Annotated in this window: 14 protein-coding genes; 6 read left to right on the top strand and 8 right to left on the bottom strand. The window is 55.5% G+C overall.

What is annotated here, in order from left to right; all coding sequences use genetic code 11:
• The first annotated feature begins 5 nt into the window (after positions 1–5).
• From ACJJIK_RS11355 to ACJJIK_RS11370, 4 genes are all read left to right on the top strand, one after another.
• The gene (locus tag ACJJIK_RS11355; protein WP_444932273.1) at positions 6–1,358 is read left to right on the top strand and encodes a sigma-54-dependent transcriptional regulator; all 1,353 of its coding nucleotides are present in this window, start codon (positions 6–8) and stop codon (positions 1,356–1,358) included.
• Positions 1,358–2,677: a sensor histidine kinase gene (locus ACJJIK_RS11360; RefSeq protein WP_444942803.1), complete on the top strand. Its 1,320-nt coding sequence runs from the start codon at positions 1,358–1,360 to the stop codon at positions 2,675–2,677. The genes ACJJIK_RS11355 and ACJJIK_RS11360 overlap by 1 nt, the downstream gene beginning before the upstream one ends.
• A gap of 279 nt (positions 2,678–2,956) precedes the next feature.
• On the top strand, positions 2,957–5,272 hold the full coding sequence (locus tag ACJJIK_RS11365; protein ID WP_444942804.1) for an immune inhibitor A domain-containing protein: 2,316 nt from the start codon (positions 2,957–2,959) through the stop codon (positions 5,270–5,272).
• Between the two features lie 52 nt (positions 5,273–5,324).
• Complete coding sequence (locus tag ACJJIK_RS11370; protein WP_444932276.1) at positions 5,325–5,519, top strand: hypothetical protein; 195 nt, start codon at positions 5,325–5,327, stop codon at positions 5,517–5,519.
• Positions 5,520–5,608: 89 nt separating this feature from the next.
• On the opposite strand, the gene ACJJIK_RS11375 is transcribed toward ACJJIK_RS11370, so the two are convergent.
• Positions 5,609–6,571: an AraC family transcriptional regulator gene (locus tag ACJJIK_RS11375; RefSeq protein WP_444932277.1), complete on the bottom strand. Its 963-nt coding sequence runs from the start codon at positions 6,569–6,571 to the stop codon at positions 5,609–5,611.
• Positions 6,572–6,950: 379 nt separating this feature from the next.
• On the opposite strand from ACJJIK_RS11375, the gene ACJJIK_RS11380 reads away from it, so the two are divergent.
• Both ACJJIK_RS11380 and ACJJIK_RS11385 read left to right on the top strand, forming a co-directional pair.
• Positions 6,951–8,093 (top strand): efflux RND transporter periplasmic adaptor subunit, encoded by a 1,143-nt coding sequence (locus tag ACJJIK_RS11380; RefSeq protein ID WP_444942805.1) that lies wholly within the window; start codon positions 6,951–6,953, stop codon positions 8,091–8,093.
• Positions 8,094–8,187: 94 nt separating this feature from the next.
• The gene (locus ACJJIK_RS11385; protein WP_444942806.1) at positions 8,188–11,379 is read left to right on the top strand and encodes an efflux RND transporter permease subunit; all 3,192 of its coding nucleotides are present in this window, start codon (positions 8,188–8,190) and stop codon (positions 11,377–11,379) included.
• 38 nt (positions 11,380–11,417) lie between these two features.
• Here the strand turns inward: ACJJIK_RS11385 and ACJJIK_RS11390 are convergent, their stop codons facing one another.
• From ACJJIK_RS11390 to ACJJIK_RS11420, 7 genes are all read right to left on the bottom strand, one after another.
• The gene (locus tag ACJJIK_RS11390; RefSeq protein ID WP_444932280.1) at positions 11,418–11,813 is read right to left on the bottom strand and encodes a hypothetical protein; all 396 of its coding nucleotides are present in this window, start codon (positions 11,811–11,813) and stop codon (positions 11,418–11,420) included.
• 128 nt (positions 11,814–11,941) lie between these two features.
• A complete protein-coding gene (locus ACJJIK_RS11395; RefSeq protein WP_444932281.1) occupies positions 11,942–12,235 on the bottom strand; it encodes a hypothetical protein in 294 nt (97 codons plus the stop codon).
• A gap of 360 nt (positions 12,236–12,595) precedes the next feature.
• Positions 12,596–12,868: a hypothetical protein gene (locus ACJJIK_RS11400; protein ID WP_444932283.1), complete on the bottom strand. Its 273-nt coding sequence runs from the start codon at positions 12,866–12,868 to the stop codon at positions 12,596–12,598.
• A gap of 253 nt (positions 12,869–13,121) precedes the next feature.
• Positions 13,122–14,741 (bottom strand): dihydrolipoyllysine-residue acetyltransferase, encoded by a 1,620-nt coding sequence (gene aceF, locus ACJJIK_RS11405; protein WP_444942807.1) that lies wholly within the window; start codon positions 14,739–14,741, stop codon positions 13,122–13,124.
• Positions 14,742–14,758: 17 nt separating this feature from the next.
• Positions 14,759–17,428, bottom strand: coding sequence for a pyruvate dehydrogenase (acetyl-transferring), homodimeric type (gene aceE / locus ACJJIK_RS11410; protein WP_444932285.1), 2,670 nt, complete (start codon positions 17,426–17,428; stop codon positions 14,759–14,761).
• 448 nt (positions 17,429–17,876) lie between these two features.
• A complete protein-coding gene (locus ACJJIK_RS11415; protein ID WP_444942808.1) occupies positions 17,877–18,455 on the bottom strand; it encodes a class GN sortase in 579 nt (192 codons plus the stop codon).
• A 2-nt stretch (positions 18,456–18,457) separates the two neighbouring features.
• A complete protein-coding gene (locus tag ACJJIK_RS11420; RefSeq protein WP_444942809.1) occupies positions 18,458–20,818 on the bottom strand; it encodes a marine proteobacterial sortase target protein in 2,361 nt (786 codons plus the stop codon).
• Between the last annotated feature and the right edge of the window lie 327 nt (positions 20,819–21,145).

Below are 21,145 nucleotides of genomic sequence, written 5' to 3' on the forward strand. Positions count from 1 at the left end.
ACACTATGGACAAAGTACTTATTATTGACGACAACAGTAGTATCGTCTCCGCCCTGGAGATTCTGTTGTCCCTACATGACCTGCAACCACTTTGTGCAATTACCCCCCAGGCCGGACTCCAACTCCTGCGGGAGAACCGCGATATCAGCCTGGTTATTCAGGATATGAACTTCACTGCGGATACCACCTCCGGCGAAGAGGGCAAGGAGTTGTTCTTCGCTATTCGGGAGATCAACCCGGACCTTCCTATCATTCTGCTGACCGCCTGGACCCAGTTGGAAATGGCCGTCGAACTAGTCCGAGCCGGCGCCGCCGACTACCTGGGCAAACCCTGGGATGACAATAAGTTGATATCCACAATCAACAACTTATTGGAATTGGGAGAGCTGCAAAAACGCCAGCAAGCCACTCAGCAACAAGCCCTGAATGCACGCAGTCAACTGCGCGAAAATTTTCAGCTGCTGGATATCATCTACCGCAGCGACAAAATGCAAAAATTGCTGGAGATGGCCACCCAAGTGGCAAAGTCTGATGTCCCGATTCTAATCACCGGCCCAAATGGCGCCGGCAAAGAAAAGATTGCAGAGATCATTCAGGCAAACTCCTTATCGCGAGAAGGTCCATTTATCAAAGTTAATGTTGGTGCCCTGCCAGAAGAACTGATGGAGGCAGAATTGTTTGGTGCCGAACCCGGTGCCTATACCGGTGCCGGCAACCGGGCGCGACAGGGGAGGTTTGAGGCTGCCGATGGTGGCACTTTATTTCTCGATGAGATTGGCGAACTCTCGCCCAGTGGTCAGGTAAAACTTTTACGCGTTCTACAAACTGGAGAGTTTCAACGTCTGGGTAGCAGCCAAACCCGCACAGCTAAAGTTCGGGTGATCAGCGCTACCAATAGGGACCTCCACAAGGCGATAGCGGAAGGCAAGTTTCGCCAGGATTTATTTTATCGGCTCAATGTTATAGAGCTGCGCCTCCCGCCATTACATGAGCGCCCGGAGGATATCCCCGCGCTCGCGATGCGCTTTCTCGCAGAAAATGGCAGTTCAAAAAAGCTCTCTCCACAAGCGTTAAACGCCCTGACTCGCTATCAGTGGCCAGGCAATGTGCGGGAGCTGCAAAATGTTATGCAGCGGGCAGCCGTCCTATGCCAGGGCGAGACCATCGATGAGGCCGTTCTGGCACTCCCTGAACAGAGCGCAAGCGACAAGGTGGAGGTGAGTTTCGAACCCAGCCGCGAGCTGCTGCAAGAGACGCTCGCCAATTGTAATGGCATTATTGCCCAGGCCGCACGGGAACTCGGTATGAGTCGTCAAGCGCTGTACCGCCGCCTGGAAAAACACGGTATACCCTATTGATGTCGAAATATCTCTCCCTTGAGGGCCGCCTTATCAGCGCAGCGGCCCTACCGTTAATAATCGCTATTGTTATCACCTGGCTCGGCACTCAAGCCGGCTTTAGCCCATTACTCTCACTGGCAACAGCGCTATTGCTCGCACTACCGTTATTAATTGGATTAATACGATATGTACTTACCCCGCTGAACAGCACATTAAAGTCCCTGCAAAATGGCCTGTTAAACTTTCGCGACGGCGACTTCTCCATTTCCCTTGTCCCCCCAAAAGACAGTGAACTCCGCCAAATAACGCTACTCTATAACGAAGTTGGCGAATACTTGCGCAAAGAGCGCGCACATATTTATCAGCGGGAACTCCTTTTGGATACGGTTATCCAAACCTCTCCACAGACTCTCTTACTGATCGATCAAAACGATCGTATCATTTATTCAAACAATAGCGCCAAGCAACTGCTGAATCACGGGAAACCAATACAGGGGCTACTGCTGCAACAAGCACTTTCCGAGAGCCCCAAGGAAATAGCCAGAGCCATTAACAGCTGGAAAAACGGCCTATTTAATTACACCGACCGCCACGGCCCACACTCCATCCATATCGGAAATAGTACGTTTGTACTCAATACGCAAACACATCGCCTGATTGTTTTGCGCGAAATGACCCGCGAACTGACTCGTGCAGAAGTGGAAGTCTGGAAGAAAGTTATCCGCCTGATTAGCCACGAGCTGAACAACTCTCTAGCTCCGATTTCATCGCTCGCCCACTCGGGAAAGATGCTGGTCACCAAACCCGGCAAAGAGCAGGCTCTGGAAAAGGTTTTCGATATTATTGCGGATCGCTGTAAACACCTGACAGAGTTCACCCAGGGCTACGCGTCTTTTGCCAAGCTGCCCGCACCCAGCTGTGAAAGCGTCACCTGGCAAGAGTTGATCAACCGAATAATGCCCATTCAAGCCTTCTCCCTAAAGGGCACTTTACCGGAGGAACCCGGCTACTTTGACCCCATTCAAATAGAACAAGCTCTGCTGAATTTAATAAAAAACTCACGGGAAGCTGGCAGTAATAGTGATGATATTGAACTTGAAGTCAGCACCGATCCCCTTGGCCAGAAAATAGTACTCTCCGACCGGGGCTGCGGTATGAGCGAGAAAGTGCTTGAACAGGCATTGCTACCCTTCTTTTCAACCAAGGAGCAGGGCGTGGGCTTGGGGCTGGCACTGTGCAGAGAGATCATTGATGCCCACGATGGGCAGATCCAGCTTTTGAATAGGGCCGGAGGAGGCCTTCAAATCTGCCTCTGGCTGCCTTGGGGAAAAATATAACTCACACCCCAAAATACCGCAGTAATCACTGACAATCCACCAGTCAACAAAAGACACAGCCTATAAATGGAACTCTCTAACCAATAAAAGAACATCACACTTAAGTTTAAAATTGCGCCATGCAGCGATAATTTTATTGCGGCCACTCCCGTTCGAAACGTCATCTTTTTGTAGCTAAAAACAAAAGTCTAAGCTGCCATAACTCGAAATCCGAATTTTTTCTATGATTCGGATTTTAGAATCGTTGTTTACTTTTCTCGGAACGCACAAGAAGGGATCATGCTAAAAATAAATAGTTTGCTGTCCGCCGGCACACTTGCTTTAAGTCTGATGGCAGTCAATGCCCAGGCTGTCAACGCACCCAAAAAAGGGGGAGACCAAGTCGACCTGGTTATTGCCAACGAAGCCAAGTTGATCGATATGCTAAAACGCTCTGGTCGCATCAACCAAGAGGCAACGATTGAGGAAGCGGAACGCACTTTGCGCACCTATTTAAAGGAGCGGGCTACCCACAGTATTAATGGAGCCCAAGATCTCTCCAGCGATACCGTAACAATGATGCGCGAAGCCCATGGAGGGCATAAACACCCTCGACTTAAAAGGGGGAAAGGTTCCCTTCACCGCAATCATGGCAGCCGCCACCCTGCAAATATTCAACTTGAAAACTACGATGGCGAAGCGCGCACAGCCCGGGTTCTCGCCATCCTGATGGAGTTCCCCGATTTCCCCCACAACAGCATTGAGCCAGGGGAAAGTGATATGTACTACGCGGATTACGCCGCTGAACACTACGCAGATTTGCTTTTCTCCCAAAGCGGCTTTGACGGCCCCAGTGGAGAAAATATGCTATCCATGCAGCAGTTTTACTGGCAGCAGTCCGGCAATAGCTACTCGGTTGAAGGCTCTGTAGCAGGTTGGTATATGGCCAGCCAATCAGCAGCTTATTACGGCAATAATACCGATGGCGATGCTCGCTCCCTGATTCGCGAGGCTCTGGAAGCCGCCGCTGCCGATCCCACAATTAACTTATCAGATTTCGATATTGAAGATCGCTACGACCTGGATGGCGATGGTGACTTCTGGGAAGCAGACGGCTTGGTAGACCATATTATGATCTTCCACTCGTCAGTTGGTGAAGAAGCTGGTGGCGGACAGCTGGGTGAAGACGCCATTTGGTCTCACCGTTGGAATCTTGGCGGAGTCTATTCACTTGAAGGGACGACAGCGGAGGTAGATTACTGGGGAGGCGCCATGGCCGCCTATGATTACACCATTCAGCCGGCGGATGCCGCTGCGGGGGTAGTCAGCCATGAATATGGCCATGATCTGGGCCTACCCGATGAATACGACACCGATGGAAGCGGTCGTGGAGAACCTGTCTCCTACTGGTCCATTATGTCCAGTGGCAGCTGGGCTGGCGTAACCCCAGGTGCAGAACCCACCGGCTTCTCCGCATATGCCAAGGAGTACCTGCAACACAACCATGGCGGTAACTGGCTTTACGGTGAAACCATCGAGCTAGATGAAATTCCTCGCCGTGGTATCGAATTATTACTCGATGAAGCCGTTAGTAAGGGTAGCAATAACGATGCCATTCGAATTGATCTACCTGCAAAGCAAGAAGTAGTTACCGAGCCCAGCAGCGGTGAATACGCCTACTTCAGTGGTAGCGGTAACAACCTGCAAAACTCTATGACAATATCTATTGATCTGAGTGATGCGGAAACGGCAAACCTCTCTTTCAAAGCCTGGTACGATATTGAGGCGGATTGGGATTACGCTGCGATTATGGTGGATTCAGGTGATGGCTTTGTTTCCATTCCCGGTTCAGTAACTACAGACAGCAATCCCAATGGCACTAATCCTGGTCATGGTATTACGGGCAGCTCCGAAGGCTGGATTGATATTGACTTCGACTTAAGTGCTTACAGCGGGCAAGAAATTAGCCTTTCGCTTGCCTATATTACTGATGGCGCCGTAGCGAATTCTGGTCTTTTTGCCGATGACATCACCATCGAAATTGATGATGCAACATTCCTATTCGATGATGCTGAGACTGATGGCAACTTTAGTCTGGCAGGCTTTAGTCGCAACCCAGGTTATCTTGAGCACGATCACTACTACCTGCTCGAATGGCGCACTCATCGCGGCGTTGATGCCGGACTGGCACATGTGAATGTAGCCGGCGAGATGCTCACTTTCACTGAAGGTCTCTTGGTTTGGTACGTAGACTCCAGCTACGACAATAACTGGGTTGGCGTACACCCAGGAAACGGCTTCCTCGGAGTTGTTGATGCTGACCAGAATGTATTGAAATGGAGTGATGACTCTGTTGCCAGTACCCGCTATCAGGTTCACGATGCCACTTTCAATATCGACAGAGCTGACGATATGGTTCTGGATTTACTCGAAGACTACGGCGTAACTCTTAGTGATACTTACAATCGCCGCCATCCCATGTTTAACGATACCTGGAGCTATAGCAGCGAAGAAATACCAGATGCCGGCCGCGCTATTACACCTTACGGCTTAAAAGTTCGGGTAGTTTCTCGCAGTGGAGATAAATCTGTAGCCAAAATACGCATAACCAAGTAAAAGAAGTAAAAACAGACGGCGCCTTTATGGCGCCGTCTCCAATCTAGAAAAATTGAAAAAATCACCCGCTAAGGCGAAGCCTTTAATCCGAGTAAAGCGCCCCTCCCGAATTAACCTGAATGCAAAAAAACCTACTTTTATCATTCAGGCCATATTTATTGCAGCACCGCCAGCACAAGAACAAATGAAAGAGGAAAAAGACAAGGTAAATTACCCCGGTGCCCCACAGGCAGGGAAAAATATGTGAACTGTGGCTGTTTGAGCCCCCAATACCCACCTGGTTATGGAGGGCTGGTGTAGTTTGCTCGTCCTGAAGCAGAGTACCCCAGTTTCAAATTAAGCCGGCATCCGCTGCTCACCGCGCAACTTAATTACATCCGCACGGGGCGGCAGACCAAACATACGGCTGTATTCACGGCTGAAATGAGAGGGGCTCTCATAGCCAACCCGATAGCTGGCTGAAGCCGCTTCCAGGCCCTCGCTCAACATCAGGCGCCGCGCCTCGTGCAAACGCAGTTTTTTCTGAAATTGCAGTGGGGACATGCGCGTGATCTGCTTGAAACTGTGATACAGAGACGATTCACTCATATTGGCCTGGTCCGCCAAATCGCTGATACGCAGCGGCTCTGAGAAGCGATCTTTTAGCACCTCTATCACCCGGGAAACCCGGTTCGCCTGGCTGTCGACCATAGCAAATTTACGCATCCGCGCGCCAATCTCCCCCATTAGGGCGCGATAGATAATCTCACGCCGGGCCAGTGGCGCCAGTATCGGGACATCCCTGGGGCTATCGAGCAGGGAGACCAGTCGGTTTAGGGCGTCGAGCATACCGTAGTCCATTTTGGTCAGGCACAGACCACAGCTCACTTCGGGACAATCATAGCCCGCCTCCACACCCGGTGCTTTATCCCCCAATTCTATGACCAAATCCGCCACCTCTTGCGGATCAATCACTATCTTCACGCCGAGAAATGGCGTTTCCTGCGAGGCATCTTCAATACGCCCCAAAATTGGCAAATGCACCGAGGTTGCCACATAACTCAGCGGCATATAGGAAATTTCCCGGTCGCCCAACTCAAGAGTCTTGCGCCCCTGAATAATAAAATTCAAAGAGGGGGTATACACCGCTGCCGTGCAGGCGCCCGGCTCGTTGCAGCGGATCAGGGAGAGCCCCTCCAGCGCGGTGTCATTTAACCCCTGCTCCGCTGCCTGGCGCATCAGGGAGACAATCAGTTTCTGCCGTATTGACTCCATATCCACAGCGACAGAGTTGGATTCCACTCTTTTTTCAGTGCTCATATGCTCCCCTTGTGCCTGCTACCAATTTCACGACTCAACACGAAGTAGACAGAGTATACGGAGTTTTAGGCAATTTTTATGTGGTTTTGCAGGATTGGGCAATTACTGTGCAGCAATAGGTAACCACAACCGATAAGAAGCGCTACAGACCCTGTAATATCTTAACAACCACTCCCCGCACATGGCTATATATACAGTTATTTACACATAGATAAGAATGTGATCCTTCCAGAGCAAAAACGCCCCTTAAGTAGAAATAGGCAATCAATTAACAGTTCCCGGATATCGCCACCACCCCCAGCACCGCTAGAGTGGCGCCCTTAGTGGGAGAAGTACCCAACAGCCCTTCCCCCTCCGTAGCAAAGGGAGCACACGCGTTATGGTAAGAAAATTAACCACAGTTTTATTCGGCGTAACCGCACTGGTCATCGCCGGCTGCAACAGCGGCGAACCTAGCGGCCAGCAACCGCCTCCCGCCGCTGTGGAGGTTGCCCAGGTCTCCTCTGCGGCCACCACCTTGTGGCGTAGCTTTACCGGCCGTGTCGCCGCCCCGGAAACCGTCGAGCTACGCCCGCGGGTGAGCGGTTATATCGATAAGGTATCCTTTGTCGAGGGCGCTCTGGTCAAGCGGGGCGATATCCTGTTTACCATTGACCCCCGCCCCTATCAGGCCCGCGAACGCGCCGCCCGCGCCGATCTGGCCCGAGTGCGCAGCGACCTTTCCTACAGCGAAAAGCAGGCCGCCCGCGCGCAACAGTTGCTCGACAGCAAGGCCATTTCCCGCGAGGAGTACGACCGCCGTATCGCCTCGCGGGATTCAGCCCGAGCAGCCCTCAGCGCTGCCGAGGCAGCACTGGAAAATGCCCAGCTGGACCTTCAGTACACCGAGGTCAAAGCACCGATAAGTGGCCGGGTCAGCCGCGCCCTGGTGACTCGCGGCAACCTCGCCAATGCCGACAGCACCCTGCTGACGACGCTGGTCTCTGTCGACCCGATGTACGTGTACTTCGAAAGTGATGAACAGACCTTTGCCAAGGGCCGCAACCTGCTCAACAGCGAACAAAAGCCCGCTGTGCGCATAGGTCTCGCCGGCGAGCAGGGCTACCCACACAGCGGCAAACTGGACTTTATTGATAACCGCCTGAACAGCCACACTGGCACTATTCAGTTCCGCGCCCTGGTTAACAACAAAGAGGGCTTTTTTAAACCGGGGCAATTTGCCCGGGTGGAAATGCCGATTGAAGAGATGGCACAGGCCGTTTTAATCGATAGCAAAGCGGTAATGACCGATCAGGACCGCCGCTATGTCTATATCGTCAACGACAGCAATATCACCGAGAAACGTCCCGTGGTCACAGGCCCGCGCCAAGGTGATCTCGTGGTTATCCGCAGCGGTCTGGAGCCCGGTGAAAAAATTGTGGTAAACGGCCTGCAAAAGATTTTCTTCCCGGGTATGCCGGTCGCGCCGGAAATGGTGGCCATGCAGAAGCCGGTAACGGCGACCCAGGTCGCCGGCCACTGAGCAGAGAGCGAGGGGCCCAGCAAGCCCCCATATTCAGCTAATCCTATCAATGGAATCCGAGCGGCTGACTGAGTCGCTCTCGGAGTAGCAATCTATGAATTTTTCCCGTTTCTTTGTCGACAGACCGATTTTTGCCTCTGTGTTGTCGATCATTATTTTCGTTGTGGGGCTGATCAGTATTCCCTCACTGCCGGTCAGCGAATACCCGGAAGTAGTGCCGCCCAGTGTGCAAGTGAGCGCTCGCTATCCCGGCGCCAACCCCAAAACGATTTCGGAAACCGTCGCCACGCCGCTAGAGGAAGCGATTAACGGCGTGGAGAATATGATCTACATGAAGTCAGTGGCTGGCAGTGATGGCACCCTGACTCTGGACGTGACCTTTGAATTGGGCACAGACCCGGACCAAGCCCAGGTACAGGTGCAAAACCGCGTATCCCAGGCCCTGCCGCGCCTGCCCGAAGATGTGCGCCTACAGGGGGTTACCACCCAGAAGCAGTCGCCAAACCTGATGATGGCGGTGCACCTGATTTCACCGGACGACAGCCTCGACGCCACCTATATTCGCAACTACGCCGTACTGCATATCCGCGATGAGCTCTCCCGTATTCCCGGCGTGGGCCTCGCCGCCGTGTTCGGTTCCGGTGACTACGCCATGCGCCTGTGGGTGGACCCGCAAAAAGCCGCCGCCGTAGGCATTACTGCCGCCGATATTGTCAGCGCCGTGCGCGAGCAAAACGTGCAGGTTTCCGCCGGCCAGATCGGCGCCTCGCCGATGCCAAACGGCTCCGACTTCCTGATTTCCATCAACGCCAAAGGCCGCCTGGAAAGTGAAGAGGAGTTTGGCGATGTTGTACTCAAGACCGGCAACAATGGTGAGATCACCCGCCTGAAAGATGTGGCCCGTGTAGAGCTGGCCTCCTCCCAGGACTCCCTGCGCGCCCTGCTCAACGGCCGCCAGGCTGTCGCCATTCCTATCTTCCAATCGCCGGGCTCCAACTCACTGGAAGTCTCTGCCGCAGTACGGGAAAAAATGGCCGAGCTGGATGACCAGTTCCCCGAAGGCCTCAAGTGGGAAGTCGCTTACGACCCCACGGTTTTTGTCAGCACCTCTATCAGCTCTGTGATCAAGACCCTACTGGAAGCCGTCCTGCTTGTGGTTCTGGTGGTTATCCTGTTCCTGCAAACCTGGCGCGCCTCATTGATCCCGCTGTTGGCCGTGCCGGTATCTATTGTCGGTACCTTTGCGGTGCTGCTGATGCTGGGCTTCTCGATCAACACCCTGACCCTATTCGCCATGGTATTGGCCATCGGTATTGTGGTGGATGACGCCATCGTGGTGGTGGAAAACGTCGAGCGGAATATCGAGGAGGGGCTGACACCTCTAGCCGCTGCCCACCAGGCCATGCGCGAGGTGAGCGGTCCGATTGTCGCGATCAGCCTGGTGCTCTGTGCGGTGTTTGTGCCCATGGCATTCCTGGATGGTATCACCGGCCAGTTCTACCGCCAGTTCGCCACCACCATTGCTATCGCCACCATTATCTCCGCGATCAACTCTCTGACTCTATCTCCGGCTCTGGCGGCTACCCTGCTGAAACCTCACGGCGCCAAGCCGGATATGCCTGCGCGCATTATTGAGCGTTTGTTCGGCTGGATATTCCGTCCGTTCAACCGCTTCTTCCAGCGCAACTCCGAGCGCTACCAGCGGGTGGTGGATAGCAGCCTCAAGCGTCGCGGTATCGTATTTGGGGTTTACCTGATATTGCTCGGCGGTACTTTCGCCCTGTTCCAACAGGTCCCCGGCGGCTTTATTCCGGTGCAGGATAAGACTTACCTGGTGGGCAGTATCCGCCTGCCGGAAGGTGCCTCTCTGGACCGCACTGAGGAAGTTGCTCGCCGTGTGAGTGAATTGGCCCTGGAAACCGAGGGCGTGGCCAACGCGGCCGCCTTTGTCGGCTTCAACGCGCTACAGCGCACCAACACCCCCAACGTGGGCACTGTATTTATCCTGTTCGACGATTTCGATGAGCGCGAGCGCAGTGCCCAGGAAATCGCCGCAGAACTAAATGGCAAAATCTCACAGATCAAAGAGGGCTTTGCCATGACCTTTATGCCGCCACCCATCTTCGGTCTGGGTGCCGGCTCCGGCTACTCCCTCTATGTTCAGGACCGTCGCGGTGCCGGCTACGGTGAGCTGCAAAACGCCACCAATATGCTGGCGGGCGCTCTGAGCCAGGCCAGCGGCCTCAGCTACCCCTTCAGCTCCTACCAGGCCAATGTGCCGCAGATGGATGCGGAAGTGGATCGACTACAGGCCAAAGCCCAGGGGGTGCGCATGGATGACTTGTTCGGCACCCTGCAGCTGTACTTCGGCTCCATGTATATCAACGACTTCAACCTGTTCGGCCGCACCTACCAGGTAGTCGCCCAGGCGGACGCACCTTTCCGCGATGACGTGCAGGATATCGACAACCTCTACACTCGCAATATGAACGGGGAGATGGTGCCCATCAGCACCATGGTAACCCTGCGCCAGAGCTACGGCCCCGACCCTGTTATCCGCTACAACGGCTATCCGGCCGCCGATCTAATGGGTCAGTCCGACCCCAGTATGCTGTCTTCTTCCGAAGCACTGGCGGCGGTTGAAAAGGTTGCCAGCCAAGCCCTGCCACCGGGTATGCAAATCCAGTGGACCGACCTCAGCTTCCAACAGGTCAACCAGGGCAGTGCCGCGATGGTGGTCTTCCCGCTGGCGGTGCTACTGGTATTCCTGGTGCTGGCCGCCCTGTATGAGAGCTGGGTAATGCCGCTGGCCGTTATTTTAATCGTGCCCATGTGTCTACTGGCTGCACTGTTCGGTGTCTGGGCAACGGGTGGTGATAACAATGTCTTTGTTCAGGTCGGGCTGGTTGTACTGATGGGGCTCGCGTGCAAAAACGCCATTCTAATTGTGGAGTTTGCCCGCGAACTGGAAATGGAGGGCAAGGGCACCGTCGAGGCCGCACTGGAAGCCTGCCGTCTGCGTCTGCGCCCGATCATTATGACCTCGGTGGCCTTTATTGCCGGTGTGGTTCCACTGGTATTGGCCAGTGGCGCTGGCGCTGAGGTGCGCAATGCCATGGGTATCACCGTATTTACCGGCATGATCGGTGTCACTCTGTTTGGCCTGTTCCTAACCCCGGTATTTTATGTTGCCCTGCGCAAAATTAGCGGCGGCAAATTATCAGTCAGCCAAAGTACGGATGATCAGGAAAGCAACCGCTCTATAGCGCAAACCATTAATCCTTAACCCCGCTTTTCCCGGGCGCCGTATGCGCCCGGGACTTTTTATTTGCGCTTATCCTTCCGCCAACCCGTTCCGGGAAAAAGCCTCACCTGCAAACGAAGCAACAGCCCCAGCGGCACACAGCATAAAATCACAATAACCCCCAAAATAGCCCGCATATAATCGCTGCCCTCTTCGTGCTGTTCGGCGTGACAGCGCAGGTAAGATTGATAGCAGTGATCCGGGCCATCTATAGGCAACAGGGCGTAATTAATCACCCGCTCCAAAAATCTCCAGTAACGTCGAAAAGGTGTCTCTGTCACTCGGGAAAAATAACCACAGCGAGCCGATATCGTCGCATTGGGACTGCCACCGGCAATCGCATTGCCCAGTCGATCCAGGGCAATAAGAACATTTCGCAGCCAGCCTCTACCCCTACCTCTATTGGTACCTCGCATTATTAAATCCACTCAGAGGCCCCCTGCTGCCACCGCGCCGCAAAATATTCACAGAATAAAAATCACAGGTATTATCCCCACCGCGCTATCACAGCAAGCGGGGATAACGCCAAAAGAAAACCCGTTAATTAATAGGGGCCGTAGCTCAGCACAAAGGGGGAATAAGCACCCGCACACCAATCGCCAGTATCCAATTGATAGCAATGCACCCCCTCGGCAACACAGTGTGCGAGGCTCCCAAGATAGCGATCGCCCGCCAGGCAAAAGTGTGGGAATGCCGCCACCTCATCCGGCGGTACCGGTGTGGTTTTATAGCTGTAATAAGCCGCCGTACCTCTTAGGTCACAAAAGAAACCGTCGGCAACGCAGCCCGCCAGCAATGGCGCCGCCAGGAGAAGAAAAAGAGCGATTCTACCTTTCATAGGAAATACACCGCCTCCCAGCGGAAATATCAAAGCAGCGGGCACTGGGTGGACAGATAGAGCCCGGCGCCAATTCCTCCGCATCCCCGGGACAGCTCGAAGGGGATACCGGCGCATCGGGCATATGAGAAGAGTGGGAAGAGGGATAGGCCCTATACTCCGCGTGGCGGGGAATGGGCGGATTACTGGGATAAACCACGTGATTGCGCGTATCGGGGGCTCCACACCCCCCAGTAAAAGCGCCCAGCGACAAGACAGAAATAAATATCGCGTATTTTGGCATGGTAGCGCTCCGAATCGGCACTGCGCGGGCAGGGGTCACGCATTTTTAACGGCTTATACCAGGCTCGGCCACTGCGATTAATAGACCCGCAGTATGGGAAAAAACCAAGCCATAGGTCCCTGCAAACTATCGATGCAATCCACCGTTTCACAGGGCTTTTGGGCGGCAAAGGGTTGTGGGTCCTGCCTGTGGCGACTGCCGACTTCCACAAAGCGAACACCTTGTTCGGCAGCTTCTACCTCATAAAAAAAGGGGTCTTCACCCTCGACTTCTTCCACGGGTAAAAAAAGGCAACCCTGCATCGCACACACCGCCAGTAGCGGCAACGCGAATTTCCTTGTAGGTCCCATAACCCGACACCTCACATTCTCAGTGCTGCGATGATAGTAGCCTCTCAGTGAGTCTAGCTGCCAAAGGATTAGCGGCCAGAAAGCCGATGTCGATTTGCGCGAAAATCATCTTTTTGATGTTTTTTGTGGCAACGATTTCTTTTCCCGTTAAAGGCCAACCCGGTTATAGGGAGTTCTTCAGGGGCTCCTTAATTTTGAAAATAAAAAAAGCGGCCGATTGGCCGCTTTTTTACTGACATTAACTGGCTGACAATTACAGCAGCAGTCGGCGCACATCCGCCAGCACGCTGACCAGATAAGTCATAAAGCGTCCGGCATCGCCACCATTAACCGCGCGGTGATCGTAAGACAGCGCCAGCGGCAACATCTGGCGGGGCTCGAAGTCCTTGCCGTTCCACACCGGCTTCATCGCCAGTTTGGAAACACCGAGGATACCAACTTCCGGGGAGTTGACGATCGGAGTAAACCCTGTACCGCCAATTGCCCCCAGGCTGGAGATGGTAAAGCAGGCGCCCTGCATCTCGTTGGGCTTCAACTTGCCATCGCGGGCTTTCAGGGCCATTTCAGTGGCCTCGGCCGCCAGCTCGTACAAGCCTTTCTTATCCACATCGCGGATAACCGGCACCATCAGGCCTCTCGGCGTATCTACCGCCATGCCTACATGCACATAGTCCTTGCGCACAATGTGCTCGCCATCGTTGTGCAGGGATACATTAAAGCTGGGCTCTGCACGCAGGGCTGCGGCTACCGCTTTCAGCAGGAAAGGCACTGGAGTGAGCTTCACCCCGCGCTTCTCCGCCTCGGCCTTCATAGACTTGCGGAAAGTCTCCAGTTCGGTGATATCCGCATCGTCAAACTGGGTGACGTGGGGCACATTGAGCCAATTGCGCGACATGTTGGCCGCAGTGATCTTGTGGATCTTGCTCATCGGCTCCACATTCACCGGGCCAAACTGGCTGAAGTCGATATCCGGCATCTTGGCGATACCGATACCACCGCCCACCGCACCGCTCTCGGCCTTCTTCACCTGCTCGCGGATATAGTTGTGCAGATCATCCTTGGACACCCGATTGCGCGGGCCGCTGGGCTTCACCTTATCCAGGGTGACACCCAGCTCGCGGGCCAGCTTGCGCACGGCGGGGCCGGCGTAGACCTGGGCCGCTGCGGTGAGATTGCGCTCCAGCTGGTGATCTTTTGCCGGCGCTGCCGAGGGCTCAGCGGGTAGCGATACCTGCTGTGGCGCACTCGCGGCAGCTGCTGCCGGAGCCGGCGCTGCGGGCGCGGCGCCACCTGCGGCAACCACTTTCAACACACCGAGGGTATCGCCAGTGGATACCTTATCGCCCTCTTTGACGGCGATAGAAACTACCGTACCGGCGCTGGGGGAAGGCACATCCATAGAGGCCTTGTCGCCTTCCACCACAATCAGTGAGTCGCCCTCTTCGACCGTATCACCGGGCTGCACACTGATCTCGATAACATCAACCGCATCGGCGCCGCCCAGATCGGGGACCTGGATCGTTTCCTCTTTCGGCGCGCCGCTCGCCACTGGGGCCTCGACTACGGGCTCGGCAACCGGCGTGGCTTTCTCCTCGGCGGGGGCCGCAGCGGGCTCCTCTGCCGGCGCTGCCACCGCATCGGTTTCGATCTCGCCGATCACATCGCCTTCGGAGACCTTATCGCCCTCTTTGATACTGATGCTGAGGATTTTGCCAGCCACCGGGGCCGGCACATCCATGGAGGCCTTATCGCCCTCCACCACAATCAGTGAATCCTCTTGCGCGACGGTATCGCCGACGGCAACGGTAATTTCAATGACATCGACCTGATCGGCACCACCGAGATCAGGCACTTTAATGACTTGCTTTGCCATAGGTGTTCTGCTCTCTCTTAGATAGTGCGCGGGTTAACTTTTTCGGCATCGATATTGAGCTTGACGATTGCTTCCGCAACCTCTTTCGCATCAATAACGCCCTGCTTGGCCAAACCGTTCAGCGCGGCGATTACCACGTAGTTGCGGTCCACTTCGAAGAAGCGGCGCAGCTGCTCGCGGCTGTCACTGCGGCCGAAGCCATCGGTGCCCAAAGTTGTGAGTTCACCGTCGATAAATTCGCGCAGCGGCTCCACGTAGGAACGAATGTAGTCGGTGGAGGCAATCACCGGAGCCGTGTTGCCATCAAACTGTTCGGTGATCCAGGCTTTGCGCGGCTCTGCTTCCGGGTGCAGCATATTCCAGCGCGCCACATCCTGACCTTCACGGGCCGCTTCCACGGCGGAGGTGAGGCTCCAGACATCGGAGGTCACATCGAACTGGTCGGCGAGAATATCCGCCGCTGCCAACACTTCGCGCAAAATAGTACCGCCACCAATCAGCTGTACATGTTTCTTCGCCGCTTTGCCCTTGGCGCCTTTCTTGACGTTGGACTGCAGCTTGTAGATACCGCGAATAATGCCCTCTTCCACGCCCTGGGGCATTTCCGGCTGCAGGTAATTTTCGTTCTCGATAGTGATGTAGTAGAAGAGGTTCTTCTGTTCTTCGTACATCTCTTTCAAGCCGCGCTGCATAACCACCGCCAGCTCATAACCGTAAGCCGGGTCGTAGCTGCGGCAGTTGGGGATAGTGGAGGACAGCACGTGACTGTGGCCGTCCTGGTGCTGCAGACCTTCACCGTTCAAGGTGGTACGCCCGGCGGTGGCACCGATCAGGAAGCCGCGCGCCTGCATATCGCCAGCGGCCCAGGCCAGGTCGCCGATACGCTGGAAACCGAACATGGAGTAGTAGATATAGAAAGGCACCATCGGCACGCCGTGGTTGCTGTAGGCCGTGGCCAGCGCCATCCAGGTGGACATGGCACCGGCTTCGTTGATGCCCTCTTCCAGCACCTGGCCTTTCTTATCTTCCTTGTAATACATGATCTGGCCGTGATCCACCGGCGTGTAACGCTGCCCCTGGGAGGAGTAGATACCCAGCTGGCGGAACAGACCTTCCATACCGAAAGTACGGGCTTCATCGGGCACAATCGGCGCGATGTTCTTGCCGATATTCTTGTCTTTCACCAACGCGGCGATAGCGCGCACAAATGCCATGGTGGTGGAGATTTCGCGCTCACCGGAGCCTTTGGTCAGTGCGCTGAAGGCATCAAGACCGGGCACTTCCAGTTTCGGGCACTCAACCGGGCGACGGGGAACCGGGCCGCCCAGGGCCTTGCGGCGCTCCGCCATATATTTCATTTCCGGGCTGTCCGGAGATGGGCGGTAGTAAGGAACTTCTTCCAGCTCTTTATCGGTGAGCGGGATGGCAAAGCGATCGCGGAAACGCTTGAGGGAATCCAGGTCCAGCTTCTTCACGGAGTGGGTGTCCATCGCCGCTTCACCGGCGGAGCCCAGGCCGTAACCTTTAACCGTTTGCGCCAGGATCACGGTGGGCTGGCCTTTGTGGGCCATCGCCGACGCGTAAGCTGCGTAGACTTTGTAGGGGTCGTGGCCGCCGCGATTGAGTTTCATAATCTCATCGTCGGACATATCCTTAACCAGCTCCAGCAACTCCGGGTACTTGCCGAAGAAGTGCTCGCGGGTATAGGCGCCGCCGTTGGCCTTGAAGTTCTGCATCTCGCCATCGACCACTTCGTCCATGACTTTCTGCAGCAGGCCCTTGTCATCTTTCTCCAGCAGCGGATCCCACAGGCGCCCCCAGAGTACTTTGACCACGTTCCAACCGGCACCGCGGAATACGCCTTCCAGCTCCTGCACGATCTTGCCGTTACCGCGCACCGGGCCGTCCAGACGCTGCAAGTTACAGTTAACCACGAACACCAGGTTTTCCAGTTGCTCGCGGCCGGCCAGGGAGATTGCGCCCAGGGTTTCCGGCTCGTCACACTCGCCGTCGCCGAGGAACGCCCACACTTTGCGATCGCCGCGCGGGGACAGGCCGCGGGCAGACAGGTAGCGCATAATGTGCGCCTGGTAAATTGCCTGGATCGGCCCCAATCCCATGGAGACGGTGGGGAACTGCCAGTACTCCGGCATCAACCAGGGGTGCGGGTAAGAGGACAGGCCATTGCCGTTTACTTCGCGACGGAAGTTGTCCAGCTGCTCTTCATCGAAGCGCCCTTCCAGGTAGGAGCGGGCATAAATACCCGGTGCACTGTGGCCCTGGAAGAAAATCAGGTCACCGCGCTCCTCGCCTTCATTGCCACGGAAGAAGTAGTTGAAGCCCACATCGTAGAGGGTGGCCGCAGAGGAGAAACTGGAGATATGGCCGCCGAGGCCATCGTTATTCTGGTTGGCACGAACCACCATCGCCAGGGCATTCCAGCGAATTAGGGAGCGAATACGGCGCTCCATAAACAGGTCGCCGGGCATACGCTTTTCCGCATTGGGCGGAATGCTATTGCGATAGGGAGTGGTGATTGCTGCGGGCAGCTGTACGCCTACATCGGTAGCGCGGTCAGACAGCTGCTTCAGGAGAAAGGCTGCGCGTTCTTTGCCGCTATAGCGGATAACCGCTTGCAGCGCGTCCAGCCACTCCTGCGTTTCGAGGTTATCGGTATCTTCGTGCATCAAGTGCTCCTCGGCGAATTAGGCGACGTCGAGTCGGTCTATTTCTCAAAAATCGGTACGCGGGCAAACTACAGCGCGGGCAAAAAAAAGCTTCCTTTTTTTCTTGGTTCCGCCAATTCACCAACTCTGTTGGCGTAAATGCAAAGTTGGTAAATCTTTACTCGAATATGACGGAGAGGAAAGCGGCGCAATTTATTGCCGCAAGTGCCTAGTTTGACTGTGATTATTTGTTCCGGGGCCCGCGCAGACTGGCGGACAAAACCCCATCCCCGGTTGTTAGCGGAGGAGATTGTAGTATTACTACATAAAATTTTCCAGATGGGACGGTTAGTAACAAATAAAACCAAAGGGCAAAACAATTATTTGCCTTTTAACCGCTTTACCGGAATATTTAGTGGAATTTTTGAGAAAACGAACTACAAAATCGAGTCCCAAATAAAGACACTGGTCACAGCTGAACTAAGTCTCCGCCGGATTGATATTCAGCGTAGACCAAGTAGCGCAGCGGTCCGCCAGCCGCTAGAGCATTGAAAGGGTAACAGGTCACCAGCAGCAGGCCGCGCTCGGCAAAGATAGGCAAGCGCTCTTTCTCACTATCCACAATCCGCAGCTCTGCAACCCGGTAGGTATGCCAGCGCCCGCGCTTGTCCTGCAAATAGATGGAGCTACCCCGCCTGACGCGCTCCAATCCGGCAAAGTGAGTATCCCGGTGGGCGGCGATCACTGTGGTGCGGGGATCGCCGGGATTGCCGGAGCCGGACAGGAGGCCGGGGCCAAAGGCCAGCGCCTGTCCACTGCCCCCTTCGAGAACTATTAATGGCGACTGCCCTTCCAGCTTGAGCTTGGCCACCGGCCAGGTATCCGCCCAGGGCCAGGGCTTTTGCGCAGCCCCGCCCAGCAGCTGCTCCTCCCAAGCGCTATCGATCAGCACCTGGGCCAACTCCGCCTTGGCCAGGAGCCAGCTGGCAGATCCCAGCTGCCACAGTCCCGCCCCCAGGCACAATACAAAGAGCAGTGAACGAAGCACGCTTACACTCCTCCCCGCTCTAGCGCACCATCACCGCTCAACTGGCGGGGGTCCGGCAACACCCTGCGCAAGAAGCGGCGCAGGGTGTGCATCCAGTGGCCGCGCAGAGCGCGACCCCGCCGGAGGCTGGCGGCCAATATCAGCAGCAATGCCGCCACCAACAACTGCCCATAGAGGCCGGTAGCCGTTTGCGGATAGGCCTGGCGCTGCAATACCTGCCCTTGCGCTGTCATATTAGCGACCGGGCTGCGGGATAAGGTTTCCGCAGCGCCGCGCACCACCTCCTCTTCGACGGCGACAAAGCTGGTGTAGGGGCTGGCGAGCTGATGACTCAAGGCGGTTTGTAAAATCTGCTCACGCAGAGCCTGGCCGGCATCCGAGTGCTCCCCAGACTCAAGCTGCTGGTCCCGCAGCGCCTGTATCTTACTGCGCGCCCAGACACTGCCAATACCCCGCGTATCGCTGCCGCTGTCTATTTTCAGGGCGAGTTTGCGCACAAACTGCTTGCCGGCCATACGCCCGCGCAGCTGGATATCCCCCTGTAGTAAGTGGCCCTGCACCTTTGCCACCAACTGGATAGGCTCACCGCTATACAGGTCGGGGATGCGCTTGGGATAGGCATCCGCCACCACGCCCTGGGGCCAGCTGAGCTGCAAATCGGTAGCCATGGGATTTTCCAACTTGGCAAACAGGGCCTGCATACGCTCGCGCACCTCGGAAATATCACCGATAGTGACAAAAGTACCGCGCCCGAACTGGGCGGCCTTGCGCATAAAGTGGCTATTGGGAGCCGAGCCGATACCGACAGTAAACAGGCGGGCGCTGTGCAGGGATTGACTGATCAACTCGAACAGAGCCCGCTCATTGCCTACCGCACCATCGGTAATAAAGACCACCTGCTGAACCGTGCTGGTGTCATCCTGCATCTGCTGTCCAAATGCCATCCGCAGGGCCGGCGCCATTTCGGTGCCCCCCTCGGCGTTCAGGTTTTCAATTTCCCGGCGCGCGCGGCGGATATTGTCGGCGCTCGCCGCTATCGGACGCGGGAAAAATGCGCGAGTGGTACTGTTAAATTCGATCACATTAAAGCGGTCACTGCTGTGCAGGCGGGACAGTGCCAGGGTGAGGCTCTCCTTCGCCTGGCGCATGGAATTACCCGACATGGAGCCGGAAGTATCCACAACGTAAATCACTTCCCGCGGCAGACGCTGGGTGCTGGTACCGGCGCTGGGGGGGAGCAGCATAACCTGCAAATAGGCGCCCGCCTGTGCACCTTCGCCCTGTTCTGCGGCGATTTGCTCGCTAAACAGCGCCGCGCGCGGCATGGCAGAAGCGCGCGGTTGCCAGTTCAGCAGAAAATCCCGATCCATCTCCGCAGTACCATCGCGCAACTGAATCCGGTAACGGCCCTCACCCCGGTTATCGATATCAATGGCGTGATAGGGACTGTCGATTTTTGCCAGCGGCAGACCGCCGTGTAAATCCACCTCGATCGCAATATTGTGGCTGCCCAGCGCCTGCAACTCCTGCGCGGGCTGCATAAACGGGGTTATCGCCGCAGCATCCGGCACCTGATCCGTGGGCAGCGCCCAGCCACTCTGCTCCACCACCAATTCCCGCTCATCGCCGTTCAGCGCCTGGGGCGATATAGGTTTGCCGGGGATATAGCGCGGGGTCAGTGTGGTGGGCATACGCAAGGAAAAAACACCGCTGTCATAATTGACCGGTTGCAAGTAGCGAATATTAATTTGCACCGTCTCGCCGGGAGCAATATTCGCCACTTTATTGGTAAACAGGTTTGGGCGCTGCTGCTCGAGAAGGGCCGCGCGTTTACCTGCGGCGCGGGCGGCCTTATAAATCTTAGCCGCCGCTTTGCGCTCGTGGACTTTGCCGACGATACGGCGCTCGCCCACCTGAATCTCGAGCCCGGCCACCGCAGCCTGCTCCGGCAGCGGCAGCGCGTAAACCGCCTCCTGCCAGGCGTCGCTGGTATTTTTAAATTGTTGCCGAAGCGCGACTTCCGCCACCAGTCCCCGCACAGAGATATTCACCTGGCTGTCCAAGTGTAGCGCCGGGATATACTTTCCCGGCTCACTGCCGCTAAAAAGTAAATCCCCGCCTTTTATGTCATTTAGGGTAACGGTCTCCGCAGGCTCCAACTGGGGGGTATCGCCGGCATCGGGAAGCGCCTGGGCATTGACCTCGGCGCCGATTGCCGCAACAACAACCGCCAAGACTACAACAACAAAGCACCACCAGCGCCCCGCCCCATCGGTCTTTTGGCGTCGGCGATAGTATTCCTCGCTCGGCAGCATCAGATCATCTTTATGAAACTGCGGCTTAAATAACGTTACCCTGTTCACTCACTTCCCTCCACTTTTAAATTGGATGCTGAAGCTATTAAACAGGGGGAAGCGGGCGAAAGGTGGCAGGAAATCGGGCGAGAATCTGGAGGAATTATGGCGAATTGTGGCGGGGGCTTAAAAAGCCAATGAAACAGCACTGTATCTTTAATACGGGTCCAGTGACGACCAGCGCAACTCATCGCAAAAAAAACGTATTCTTCGGAAGGCATCCTTTGGAAACTTTCGAGACCAAACTTAGCTAAAACCGAACCACCCACTTAAGACAACCCCAGCTATTTTTTGACAATAAACCTCTTAGCTACTTAAAGGAACTGCCCAAAATCT

This window comes from Microbulbifer regidiadema (SeqCode) (genome assembly GCF_052466995.1).